Origin of the sequence: Burkholderia dolosa (assembly GCF_902499135.1) — a bacterium.
Lineage (GTDB): Bacteria > Pseudomonadota > Gammaproteobacteria > Burkholderiales > Burkholderiaceae > Burkholderia > Burkholderia dolosa.
Genome location: NZ_CABVPR010000105.1, coordinates 1 through 11,293 on the forward strand (window position 1 = coordinate 1; position 11,293 = coordinate 11,293).

Sequence of the window (11,293 nt, forward strand, 5' to 3'; positions counted from 1 at the left end):
GGCGCTGCGCCGCGCGCCGTGGGTGCCGCGGCCCGGCGACGACTGGCGGATGGTCGACGACTGGGCCGGCATCGAGGCCGCGCTCGCGCCGTTTCGGCGGCCGCTGTTTACGCTCGGCCGCGAGCCGCTTGCGCATCTCGACGCGATCCCGCCGCACCAGTTCTGGCTCGTGCGCTGCCTCGACCCGCATCCGGGCAACGCGCGCGCGCAGATCGTCGCCGCACGCGGGCCGTTTACGCTCGACGGCGAACGCGCGCTGTTCGCGCTCGCGGGCATCGACGTCGTCGTCAGCAAGAACAGCGGCGGCGCCGCGACCGAAGCGAAGCTCGACGTCGCGCGCGAGCGCAGGCTGCCGGTCGTGATGCTGCGCCGGCCGACGCTGCCCGATGCCGACCGCACGTTCGACTCGGCCGCCGCGCTGCTCGACGCGCTCGATGCGGCCGCACGCGCGTGATGCGCGCGCACGGTCGCTCAACGAATTGACGGAGATTTCTCGATGACGGTGTACTTCATCGGCGCCGGCCCCGGCGACCCCGAGCTGATCACGGTGAAAGGCCAGCGCCTCGTGCGCACGTGCCCGGTGATCCTGTATGCGGGCTCGCTCGTGCCGGCCGCCGTGCTCGACGGCCATCGCGCGCAGCAGGTGGTCAATACGGCCGAGCTCGACCTCGACGCGATCGTCGCGCTGCTCGCCGACGCGCATGCGAAAGGGCAGGACGTCGCGCGCGTGCATTCGGGCGACCCGTCGCTGTACGGCGCGATCGGCGAGCAGATTCGCCGGCTGAACGCGCTCGGCATTCCGTACGAGATCGTGCCGGGCGTGACGGCGACGGCCGCGTGCGCGGCGTCGCTCGGCGTCGAGCTGACGCTGCCGGGCGTCGCGCAGACGGTGATCCTCACGCGCTATGCGGGCAAGACGACGATGCCGGCAGGCGAGGCGCTCGGCTCGCTCGCCGCGCATCGCGCGACGCTCGCGATCCATCTCGGCGTGCGGCATCTGGCACGCATCGTCGACGACGTGCTGCCGCATTACGGCGCCGACTGTCCGGTCGCCGTGATCTATCGCGCGAGCTGGCCCGACGAGGCGCGCGTGACCGGCACGCTCGCCGACATCGTCGACAAGGTGCGCGACACGCCTATCGAGCGAACCGCGCTGATCCTGATCGGGCGCGTGCTCGACGCCGAAGGATTCGCGGATTCGACGCTTTACGCGAGCGCGGACTGAGCGCCGACCGGCCGCGATCCGGGCATCCCGCAGCGCGCATGTCGTGCGTCGCGGCGCGCGTCACCGCCCGTCACGCGCGCGTCATTTGCCGCGCGACGTGCGGCCCGAAACCGGCCGCGAGCACGCTCAGCACGACGCACAGGCAGGCCATCGCGATCCACGCGGGCGCGAGATCCGCGAGACGCTCGCGCGCGACGCCGGCCGCAAACGGAAACAGCGCCGCGATCAGATAGCCGATGCCCTGCACGAAGCCGGTCAGCGACGCGGCCTCGGCCGGCGTCGCCGCATGATCGATCGTGACGATCAGCGACAGCGGAAACAGCGCGCCGATGCCGGCGCCGAGCAGCAGCGCGGCCGGCCACGCGAGCGCATCGGGCGCGCTCAGCAGCGCGACCAGCCCGGCGAACAACGATGCGATCGCCGCGTGCAGTGCGGGTCGCCGATCGGGCAGCCGGTCGATCGTCGCGGAGATCGTCAGGCCGGCGACGACTTCCGCGAGCGTCACGCCGCCGAGCAGACCGCCGGCCGCCGCCGGCGACCAGCCGAGCCGCATGTAGAACGGCGGCAGCCACGCGAGCACGAGCGTGTACGCGCCTGTCGCGATGCCGAAGAACGCCGCGAGCCGCCATGTGCGCGGCGACCGCGCGGGGCGCATCGTGTTCGTTGCCGTCGTCGCTGTCGTTGCTTTCGTCGCCTTCATCGGCTCCGTCGCACGCGATTCGGATGCGCTGCGCGCATCTCGGGCCGCCGCGCCGCGCGTGTCGCCGCCGCGGCTCGCGAGCGGCCACGCGAGCGCGGCGATCGCAGCCGGCAGCGCCCAGCCCGCGAGCGCGACGAGCCATCCGCAGCGGGCGGCGACGAGCGGCGCGATGACGCTCGCGAGCACCGCGCCGCCCATGATCGACGTCGAATAGACGCCCATCGCGGCGCCGGCGCGCGTCGCGAAATGCGCTTTCACGAAGCCGGGCAGCAGCGCCTGCACGATCGCGATCCCGACGCCCGCGCAGCCGGCGCTCGCGAGCAGCAGCCACGCGTGCTGCGCGCCGACGCGCGACCCGCATGCGAGCCCGATCAGCACGACGCCGACGCCGACGCCGCGTGCGAGGCCGGTTATGCGCTGCACGCGCGTCGCCCCCAGCGCGCCGAGCCCCATCAGCAGGATCGGGATCGTCGTCAGCAGACTTGCCGCGCCGTCGCCGATGCCGGTCGCGTGCTGAATCATGTCGAGCAGCGGACCGACGGCCGCGAGCGCCGGGCGCAGGTTCAGTCCGACGAGCACGATGGCGGCCAGCCGCCATCCGGGGGAAGAGAAGCGATTCATCGACGGCCCTCGTATCGGTGCGCGCCGCATCGGGATGCCGCACGCTTTTGCGGTAAAGTATCTCGCCGTCAAGATAAATGCCGATTTATCTCGACGTCAAGATAACTACCGGAGCGAGGAGGGTTAATGGATCGAGCCGCACATGCGGTCGAGCAATGGCGCGTCGAGCGTCCGGACCTCGATGCGTCGTCGATGCTGGTGATGGGGCGCCTGCAGGAAGCGGCGCTCGTGATCGCGCGCGACCGTCTGAATCCGCTGTTCGCGCGCTACGGGATGCAGCCGGGCGAATTCGACGTGCTGGCGACGCTGCGGCGCAGCGGCGCGCCGTTCGCGCTGACGCCGACCGCGCTGTACGACGCGCTGATGATGTCGTCGGGCGGGATGACCGCGCGCATCGACAGGTTGCAGAAGGCCGGCTGGGTCGAGCGCCGGCCGAATCCGGCGGACGGCCGCGGCACGCTGGTCGCGCTGACGGAAGCCGGGCGCGCGCTGATCGACGATGCGGTCGTCGCGCACGTCGACAATCAGCGCGCGATACTCGCCGCGCTGTCGGACGCGGAACAGGCGCAACTCGCGCAATTGCTGGAGAAGCTGCTCGCCGGGCTGGGCGCAAGCGAAGGCGAAGGCGACCGCGCGGCGCCGCAGCCGGAACGAACGTAGCGGCGGCGGAACGCGGCCGTCGCGCATAAACAGAAATGCCCGCCGCGCAATGCGGCGGGCTGTCGGCACGAGCGGCGGGCCGCACATGGCGCCCGCCGCATCGCTTACCCGCGCGCCGGGATGTTCAGCCCGCGCGCGACGGCCGGGCGCGCGACGAACGCGTCGAGCGCACGCGCGACGTGGCGGAAGTCGCCGAAGCCGACCAGATCGCCCGCTTCATAGAAGCCGACGAGGTTGCGCACCCACGGGAAGATCGCGATGTCCGCGATCGTGTACGTGTCGCCCATCATCCATTCGCGGTTCGCGAGATGCCGGTCGAGCACGCCGAGCAGGCGCTTCGATTCGTCGACGTAGCGGTCGCGCGGACGCTTGTCCTCGTACTCGCGGCCCGCGAACTTGTGGAAGAAGCCGAGCTGGCCGAACATCGGGCCGATCCCGCCCATCTGGAACATCACCCACTGGATCGTCTCGTAGCGGCCGGCCGGATCCTGCGGAATCAGCCGGCCGGTCTTGTCGGCCAGATAGATCAGGATCGCGCCGGATTCGAACAGCGCGAGCGGCTTGCCGCCGGGGCCGTCCGGATCGAGGATCGCCGGGATCTTGTTGTTCGGGTTCAGCGACAGGAACGCCGGCGAGAACTGGTCGTTCGTGTCGAAGCGCACGAGGTGCGGCTCGTACGGCAGGCCGGTTTCCTCGAGCATGATCGACACCTTGACGCCGTTCGGCGTCGGCAGCGAGTAGAGCTGGAGACGGTCGGGGTGCTGGGCCGGCCACTTTTGCGTAATCGGGAAGGCGGACAGATCGGACATGGCGAGTTCGCTGGTTGTCGGAAGAATCGTGTGCGGCCCGCGCAAGCCGACGTGCAAAACGCACGTCGGACATGGCTGGCCGCGTCAAGGCGCCCACTGTAGCCGATCTCGAAAAACGCTGCAGCGCGTGCCGGCGCGGCCGACGCGCATTCGATCGACGCGGATGCGCGCACGTCGCTGCTGTCCGGGAAAGGCCCGAATCGCGCCGGTTCGGGTTCCGGCGGATCATGCGGGCAGACGTTCGCGCGGGCGATGCGCAACGGTGTGTCGCGATCGCCGCGCTGTCGGCAGACTCGCTTCGAGCACCTGCGAGCCGGCCCGACATGCGGCGCGCAGAGATATGACGTCGCAACACGAAACCGGCAGACGGCCCGAATGCGCGACAGGCGGCGGATTCGAACGAAACGAGTCGCAACGGCAAGGAATTTGTCAGGGAAAGTCCCGCCCTCCGCGCGATGGTTTTTTGTTGACCGACATCGTATAACGCCGTCATGATTTCCCGAAAGAATGGTCCCATCCACTGACCGCAGAGAGGAGACATGAACACCACCACGATCGCACGCCGGGCTTCCCGCATTGCCGCCGCACTGGGCTTCGCGCTGTCGGCTGCCGCCGCCGTCGCGGCGCCCGTATCGCTGAACGTCGTCGACGTCGCGGGCAACCTGCAGCTCACGCAGAAGGCCATCGAAGCGTTCAGGGAAAAGAACCCGAACCTCGTGTCGAACGTCACGTTCACGAACGCGCCCGCGCCGCAGCTGCCGGGCAAGATCAAGGCGATGCAGGCGGCGGGGCGCTCGGACATCGATCTCGTGCTGACCGGCACCGACGCGCTGGCCGCCGGCATCGAACAGAACCTGTGGCTGAAGCTGCTGCCCGACAATGCGGGCGCGTTCCCCGGCGTGCTCGACAAGTACGCGCCGGGCCCGCGCAAGATGCAGGATCTCGCGCAGGGCTTCGGCCTCGAAGTCACGTACATGCCGGCCGGCCCGCTGCTCGAATACAACCCGGCGAAGGTCGACCATCCGCCGAAGACGCCCGAGCAGCTGCTCGCATGGTGCAAAGCGCATCCGAACAAGCTGATCTATGCGCGGCCGGCCAACTCGGGCCCCGGCCGCACGTTCCTGATGGGGCTGCCGTACGTGCTCGGCGACAAGAACCCGCAGGATCCGATCAACGGCTGGGACAAGACCTGGGCGTATCTGAAGCAGCTCAACGACTGCATTCCGTACTACCCGGGCGGCACGTCGGCGGTGATGAAGGAGCTCGGCGAAGGCACGCGCGACATGACCGTGACCGTCACCGGGTGGGACATCAATCCGCGCGCGCTCGGCATCGTGCCGGCCGACTTCCGGATCCAGGCGTTCGACAACATGACGTGGGTCAACGACGCGCACTACATGGTGATCCCGAAGGGCGTGCCGAAAGAGAAGCTCGACGTGCTGTTCAAGCTGATGAACTTCCTGCTCGAACCGCCGCAGCAGGCGATGACCTACGACGACGGCTACTTCTATCCGGGCCCGGCGGTCAAGGGCGTGACGCTCGAGATGGCGCCCGCGCACAGCCAGGAGGTGCTCCGCAAGTTCGGCCGCCCCGAATACGCGAAGCTGCTCGCGGATCGTCCGCACGTGCAGCCGCTCAGCGCGCAGGCGATGGTGGCCGCGTTTCAGAAGTGGGACCGCGAGATCGGCTCGCAGAAATCGAAGTGACGGTTGAACCCGCGGGCGCGTTCGCGCCCGCGTCGACGGAGTGCGCTGAATGAAGCACAGTTTCGAACGGTTGCGGCTCGACGGCGTGTGCCGCAGCTTCACCAACACGGAGGGCGCGCAGGTGGCCGCGCTCGACGGGCTCGATCTCGAAATCCGGCGCGGCGAATTCATCGCGCTGCTCGGCCCGTCGGGCTGCGGCAAGTCGACCGCGCTGAACTGCATCGCGGGGCTGCAGCCGCTCACGCGCGGCGGCATCTGGCTCGACGACACGCGCATCGACGTGCTGCCGCCCGAGCGCCGCGGCTTCGGGATGGTGTTCCAGAACTACGCGCTGTTTCCGCACATGTCGGTGCTCGACAACGTCGGCTTCGGGCTGAAGATGCGCGGCGTGTCGAAGCAGGAAACGCGGCGACGCGCGCAGCAGGCGCTCGAGCTCGTGCAGCTCGTCGGCCACGAGGGCAAGCTGCCGGGTCAGTTGTCGGGCGGCCAGCAGCAGCGCGTCGCGATCGCGCGCGCGATCGTGATCGAGCCGCCGCTCGTGCTGATGGACGAGCCGCTGTCGAACCTCGACACGAAGCTGCGCATCGAGATGCGCGCCGAGATCCGCCGCATCCACACGCAGCTCGAGCGCGCGACGATCTACGTGACGCACGATCAGGACGAGGCGCTGTCGATGGCCGACCGGATCGTCGTGATGAAGGAGGGCGTCGTTCAGCAGGTCGCATCGCCGAAGGACGTCTATACGCGTCCGCACAACCTGCACGTCGCGCGCTTCATGGGCTATCGCAACGTGCTGCCGTTCACGCTCGAAGGAACGGCCGGCGACTACGTGCGCGTCGCCGCCGGCGGCGTGCAGCTGACCGGCGTGCCGATGGCCGGCTTCGACGGCAAGGACGTGGTCGTCGCGCTGCGCCCCGACGACGTCGAGCGCGCGGACGACGGCGGCGACAACGCGTTCGACGCGACGGTCGACACGGTCGAATACGGCGGCCGCGATTCGCTGATCCGGGCGACCACGCCGTTCGGCGCGATCTGGGCGCGCGTGGCCGGCGAGTTCGTGCAACACGAACGGCTGCGGCTGCGCGTCGCGCCGTCGCGCACGCTCGTCTACGCGGGAGACGCGCAATGAGCCGCGGCGCGCTTCGCGCATCGCGCGCATGCCGGGAGGCCGCATGAGCACGCTCGCCGCCGCGCCGCGCGACGCGAAGGCGTGGCTCGTCACGCCCGCGCTCGCGTTCATCGTCGCGCTGTTCATCTATCCGTTCGCGTACGGCCTCGTGCTGTCGTTCCAGCCGACGAACGGCGGCGGCGCGCTCGCGAACTACGTGCAGTTCTTCACCGACGCGGCGATGTGGCCGACCGTGCTCGTCACGCTGAAGCTCGCGGTGCCGGCGACGCTGATCAACGTCGGCGTGTCGGTGCCGGTCGCGTTCGCGCTGCGCCGCAATTCGCCGTATCAGAAGTTCGTGACGACGCTGCTCGTGATTCCGGTCACGCTCGGCACCGTGCTCGTCGCGGACGGGATGCTCACGTACTTCGGCCCGAACGGCTGGTTTCCGCAGGCGCTTCAGGCGCTGCATCTGTATACGGACGAAGTGCGCCTCACGCACAACTACTGGGGCGTGCTGCTGTCGCTGATCGTGTCGGGCTTTCCGTTCGCGTTCCTGCTGATGCTGTCGTACATCAGCGGGATCGACCCGACGCTCGCGCGCGCGGCCGCGACGCTTGGCGCGAATCCGTGGCAGCAGTTCCGGCAGATCTATCTGCCGCTGCTCGTGCCGGGGCTCACGATGGCCGCGTGCCTGTCGTTCGTGCAGGCGTTCTCGGTGTTTCCGTCGGCCGTGCTGCTCGGCGCGCCGGCCGGGCCGACGCGCGTGATCTCGATCGCGGCGGCCGAAGCGGCGTTCGAGAGCTACGACTATTCGCTCGCGTCGGCGATCGCGATCGTGATGGGTTTCGTGCAGCTGCTGGTGGTCGCGTCGATGCTCGGCGCGCGCCGGTTCTTCTATACGGGTCCGGTGACGGGAGGCAAGGGCTGATGGCGACCGACAATCATGCCGCGCGTGCGTGGCCGCCGAAGCAGACGCCGCCCGATGCGCGGCCCGCGCACGCGATGAAGCCGCAGAAGATGCGCAGCGCGCTCGCCGGACGCGCATGGAAGGCGTTCGTGTGGGCGCTGATGGCGTTCTTCCTGCTGAACGTGATGCTGCTGATCGCGACGGTCGCGGTGAACTCGATCGCGACGCGCTGGTTCGGCACGCCGCTGCCGCAAGGCTTCACGCTGCACTGGTACGCGAAGGCATGGGAGGACTTCCAGCTCGCGAGCGTGCTGTGGGTGACCGTCGAAGTGGTCGGCGCGGTCGTGCTGCTGTCGGTCGCGCTCGGCGTGCCGGCCGCTTATGCGCTCGCGCGCGTGCAGTTTCGCGGCAAGCGCTTCGCGCTGCTGGTGTTTCTGCTGCCGCTGATGGTGCCGCCGGTCACGTACGGGATTCCGATGGCGACCGTGATGTACAAGGTCGGGCTCGCCGGCACGCTGTCGGGCGTGATCCTCGCGAATCTGGTGCCGGCGCTGCCGTTCGTGATCCTCGTGATGACGCCGTTCATCGAGCAGATCGACCCGAACCTCGAAGCCGCCGCGCGCATCTTCGGCGCGAACACGTGGCGCTATTTCCGCTACGTGCTGCTGCCGCTGCTCGTGCCCGGCATGCTCGCGGCCGGGCTGCTCGTGCTCGTGCGCACGATCGGGATGTTCGAGCTGACGTTCTTCACCGCGGGCCCGAGCACGCAGACGCTCGTCGTCGCGCTGTACTACGCGGTGTTCTCGACCGGCGTGCGCGCGCCGCAGTCGATCGACGCGATGGCGATGATCTACATGGCGATCACGCTCGTGTGGGTCGTGATCGCGCTGCAGTTCGTGAGCCCGACGCAGCTCGTCAGCCGCGTGAAGCAGGAGCGGCAGTAGACTCGGCCGACCGATGCAGCCGAACGCGCGGCGGCGCGAGGCCGCCATGCCGTTGCATCGGCTCGGCGGCGCGCGCCGCACGCATGCCGTGCAATTCGTTACAAATGGATACCGCGAACGCCGCGCGGACGTTGCAGACTACGCGGCGTACCGGCTCGGCGACGCGTTCGCGCATCGCCACTCGCCGTCCGACGTTCACCGATAGACGGATATCCATGAAGTTGCCCACGCTACTGACGCTCGGCTGTGCGTCGTCCCTGCTTGCCGCCTGCAATCTGCTCCACGACGGCCCCGGATCCACCGATGTCGACGCCGCGGTGCGCCGCGCGCTCGAAGCGGAAAATCACGGCGGGTTGAATGCGCTGTTCGGCCAGCCGCTGCCGGTGTCGGCCGACGTGATCTCCGCGAAGCCCGACGGCGACTGCCGAAAACTGCGCGAGCGCACGTATGCGTGCGACGTCGTCGTCACGTGGCGCAATACCGATTACGCGCCGTCGCGCGCGAACCTGACGTTCGTGCAGGCGGCCGACGGCTCGTGGCAGACGTCGGGCGTCGACGCCGCGCTCGCGACAGGCGCCGCGAAGTCGCTGATCGACAAGATCGGCAATGCGTGGCCGGGCAACGCGGCGAGTGGCGCGTCGGCGCGTCAGTGACGGGCAGGGCGCCGGCGCGCGTCGCACACCGCGGAGCCCGCCGGCGCGCGTTCACACAGCGCCTTTACCGCATCGCGCCGCCGATCACGAAAAACGGCCGCAACGTGCGGCATCCATCGCCTGAATTCATCTGACGTATAGGTGCGACGATATAGGGAAAACCCTTATTTTTGGCTATAATCGCGGGCTTGAAGAAAGGTCGAATCATGCCCGAACGTTTTCAAGCCCTCGAAAAATTCCTGTTTTCCGTCGTCGTGATGTCCGCGGTCGTGTGCTCGGCATTCCTCGCGTACGAGCGTCATCCGGAGATCAAGATCGCGCTGCGGCAAGGCGAAGCGCTGATGCGCGAAAGCGCGAAGTATTCGGTCGTCTGCTCGCCGTCGAAGGTCGACCCGTGCGTCGAGATGTCCGCTTACTGATGCTCGCGTGATCGCATGCCGGCCCGCGCGCGATCGCGTTCGCGCACGCGGCCGCGCCGCACGTCGCGGTGACCGCCCCGCGGCAGCCGCGCTTCATCCGTACGCAATGCGTCGTCCGTATCGTTTCCCCATACGCGCTACGTTCGGTGCGCGCCGTCCGTAGCGCTCGCCCCTCCGCGCCGTCCGCCACGCACCGAATTCACGGGTGCGAAATGCTTGCTCCGTATCGTTTCCGCACACGCGCCACGTTTGGAACGCCGACCGTAGCGATCGTCCGTCCGCGCCATCCGCCCCGCATCGAACCCAGATGACAGAAATGTCATCTTCGGGACCCGCATCCGTAAGGCGGCGCCCGCTACGCTGCTCGCATCCTCTCACCGAATCGGCTCGATCCCGACCCGTGCCGCGCGTCCCGGCGGCGCATGCCGCGCGCCCCGCGGCCGGCCGACCGCACGACGACCGCCGTCGTGCCCGATCGATCCGCATTCCCGACCCGGAGCGACAGATGAATCAGCTTGCATCCATTCGCGCATTCGTCAAGGTGGCCGACAACCGCAGCTTCGCGAAAGCCGCGAAGCAGCTCGGCGTGTCGGCGTCGGTCATCACGCGCAGCATCGCGCTGCTCGAAAATCATCTCGGCGCGCGGCTCGTCGACCGCACGACGCGCCGCGCGTCGCTGACGTCCACCGGCGAGCTGTACCGGCAGCACTGCGAGGAGCTGATCCGGCTGCTCGAATCGATGGACGCGTGCGTCGCGACGGCGGCCGGCATGCCGGCCGCGACGCTGAAGATCGCCGCGTCCGCGTCGTTCGCGGCGACCGGGCTGCCGGGTCTGCTCGCCGCGCACCGCGCGTTCGAGCCGCGCACGACGTTCGAGCTGACCGTGTTCGACAACATCGCCGACATCGCGGCGACCGACTTCGACGTGTGCTTCGGCACCGAACAGCGGCTGCGCGATTCGACGCGCGTCTGCCGCCCGCTCGGGCCGATGGTCGACGCGATCGTCGCGAGCCCCGACTATCTCGCACGGCGCGGCACGCCGCGCACGCCGCAGGAGCTCGCGTCGCACGACGCGCTGCCGAGCACCGACGCGCCGCGCTGCAACTGGGAGTTCGACGCCGACGGCGCGACGTATCGCACGGAACTGCGGCCGGTGCTGAACCCGCAGCCGCCGCTCGCGGTGAAGCGCGCGGCGCTCGCCGGGCTCGGCGTCGCACGCCTGCCGCGCGCGCTCGTCGACGCCGAGCTGGACAGCGGCGCGCTGCGCGCACTGCTGCCGGACGTCGCGTTGCGCGATGCCGAGCGCACGGTGTGGGCGCTGTATGCGAAGCAGCCGTCGCATACGTCCGCGGTGCGCAACTTCGTCGATTTCGCGGTCGCGCATTGCCGCGGCCACGCATCCGCGTATGCGCCGGCCGGCCGACACGGCGCAACGGACCGGCACGAACGGCAGCCGCGCCGCGCGCATGCCGAGCGGCTGGCCGCCGAATGCGCGTAGCAGCCGCGGCGCGAACCGGCCGGCCGTCGCGGGACGCCCG

General features: G+C 69.4%; 12 protein-coding genes. 10 read left to right on the top strand and 2 right to left on the bottom strand.

From position 1 onward, the window contains the following. The coding region (locus BUB20358_RS26965; RefSeq protein WP_174905155.1) for a precorrin-6A/cobalt-precorrin-6A reductase at positions 1-454 on the top strand (454 nt) is incomplete at its 5' end. Between the two features lie 42 nt (positions 455-496). Beyond that, positions 497-1,225 carry a precorrin-4 C(11)-methyltransferase gene (gene cobM / locus BUB20358_RS26970; RefSeq protein WP_006764321.1) on the top strand — a complete coding sequence of 243 codons (729 nt, stop codon included), beginning with the start codon at positions 497-499 and terminating at the stop codon, positions 1,223-1,225. A gap of 70 nt (positions 1,226-1,295) precedes the next feature. On the opposite strand, the gene BUB20358_RS26975 is transcribed toward cobM, so the two are convergent. Next, positions 1,296-2,546, bottom strand: a complete 1,251-nt coding sequence (locus tag BUB20358_RS26975; protein WP_035972377.1) for an MFS transporter — start codon at positions 2,544-2,546, stop codon at positions 1,296-1,298. A 126-nt stretch (positions 2,547-2,672) separates the two neighbouring features. On the opposite strand from BUB20358_RS26975, the gene BUB20358_RS26980 reads away from it, so the two are divergent. Further along, positions 2,673-3,206 (top strand): MarR family winged helix-turn-helix transcriptional regulator, encoded by a 534-nt coding sequence (locus tag BUB20358_RS26980; RefSeq protein WP_006764320.1) that lies wholly within the window; start codon positions 2,673-2,675, stop codon positions 3,204-3,206. 104 nt (positions 3,207-3,310) lie between these two features. Here BUB20358_RS26980 and BUB20358_RS26985 read toward each other — a convergent pair whose 3' ends face one another. Next, complete coding sequence (locus tag BUB20358_RS26985) at positions 3,311-4,015, bottom strand: glutathione S-transferase N-terminal domain-containing protein (RefSeq protein ID WP_006764319.1); 705 nt, start codon at positions 4,013-4,015, stop codon at positions 3,311-3,313. Between the two features lie 539 nt (positions 4,016-4,554). Between BUB20358_RS26985 and BUB20358_RS26990 the strand changes: the two genes are divergently transcribed. The 7 genes from BUB20358_RS26990 (at position 4,555) to BUB20358_RS27020 (ending at position 11,253) form a co-directional block, all read left to right on the top strand. Then, positions 4,555-5,721, top strand: a complete 1,167-nt coding sequence (locus tag BUB20358_RS26990; RefSeq protein WP_006764318.1) for an ABC transporter substrate-binding protein — start codon at positions 4,555-4,557, stop codon at positions 5,719-5,721. Between the two features lie 49 nt (positions 5,722-5,770). After that, the gene (locus tag BUB20358_RS26995; RefSeq protein ID WP_035972375.1) at positions 5,771-6,850 is read left to right on the top strand and encodes an ABC transporter ATP-binding protein; all 1,080 of its coding nucleotides are present in this window, start codon (positions 5,771-5,773) and stop codon (positions 6,848-6,850) included. Positions 6,851-6,893: 43 nt separating this feature from the next. Beyond that, complete coding sequence (locus BUB20358_RS27000; RefSeq protein WP_035972374.1) at positions 6,894-7,760, top strand: ABC transporter permease; 867 nt, start codon at positions 6,894-6,896, stop codon at positions 7,758-7,760. Further along, a complete protein-coding gene (locus BUB20358_RS27005; RefSeq protein ID WP_006764315.1) occupies positions 7,760-8,683 on the top strand; it encodes an ABC transporter permease in 924 nt (307 codons plus the stop codon). The genes BUB20358_RS27000 and BUB20358_RS27005 overlap by 1 nt, the downstream gene beginning before the upstream one ends. Before the next feature lie 215 nt (positions 8,684-8,898). Then, positions 8,899-9,336: a hypothetical protein gene (locus tag BUB20358_RS27010; protein ID WP_035972369.1), complete on the top strand. Its 438-nt coding sequence runs from the start codon at positions 8,899-8,901 to the stop codon at positions 9,334-9,336. Between the two features lie 206 nt (positions 9,337-9,542). Continuing rightward, complete coding sequence (locus BUB20358_RS27015) at positions 9,543-9,755, top strand: hypothetical protein (protein ID WP_035972367.1); 213 nt, start codon at positions 9,543-9,545, stop codon at positions 9,753-9,755. A 505-nt stretch (positions 9,756-10,260) separates the two neighbouring features. Continuing rightward, positions 10,261-11,253, top strand: coding sequence for a LysR family transcriptional regulator (locus BUB20358_RS27020; RefSeq protein ID WP_052688673.1), 993 nt, complete (start codon positions 10,261-10,263; stop codon positions 11,251-11,253). The last annotated feature ends 40 nt before the right edge of the window (positions 11,254-11,293 follow it).

What these genes read in the sequence shown, in the direction of transcription:
- cobM (WP_006764321.1), top strand. Translation starts at nt 497, where the DNA reads ATGACGGTGTACTTCATCGGCGCCGGCCCCGGCGACCCCGAGCTGATC.
- BUB20358_RS26975 (WP_035972377.1), bottom strand. Translation starts at nt 2,546, where the DNA reads ATGAATCGCTTCTCTTCCCCCGGATGGCGGCTGGCCGCCATCGTGCTC.
- BUB20358_RS26980 (WP_006764320.1), top strand. Translation starts at nt 2,673, where the DNA reads ATGGATCGAGCCGCACATGCGGTCGAGCAATGGCGCGTCGAGCGTCCG.
- BUB20358_RS26985 (WP_006764319.1), bottom strand. Translation starts at nt 4,015, where the DNA reads ATGTCCGATCTGTCCGCCTTCCCGATTACGCAAAAGTGGCCGGCCCAG.
- BUB20358_RS26990 (WP_006764318.1), top strand. Translation starts at nt 4,555, where the DNA reads ATGAACACCACCACGATCGCACGCCGGGCTTCCCGCATTGCCGCCGCA.
- BUB20358_RS26995 (WP_035972375.1), top strand. Translation starts at nt 5,771, where the DNA reads ATGAAGCACAGTTTCGAACGGTTGCGGCTCGACGGCGTGTGCCGCAGC.
- BUB20358_RS27000 (WP_035972374.1), top strand. Translation starts at nt 6,894, where the DNA reads ATGAGCACGCTCGCCGCCGCGCCGCGCGACGCGAAGGCGTGGCTCGTC.
- BUB20358_RS27005 (WP_006764315.1), top strand. Translation starts at nt 7,760, where the DNA reads ATGGCGACCGACAATCATGCCGCGCGTGCGTGGCCGCCGAAGCAGACG.
- BUB20358_RS27010 (WP_035972369.1), top strand. Translation starts at nt 8,899, where the DNA reads ATGAAGTTGCCCACGCTACTGACGCTCGGCTGTGCGTCGTCCCTGCTT.
- BUB20358_RS27015 (WP_035972367.1), top strand. Translation starts at nt 9,543, where the DNA reads ATGCCCGAACGTTTTCAAGCCCTCGAAAAATTCCTGTTTTCCGTCGTC.
- BUB20358_RS27020 (WP_052688673.1), top strand. Translation starts at nt 10,261, where the DNA reads ATGAATCAGCTTGCATCCATTCGCGCATTCGTCAAGGTGGCCGACAAC.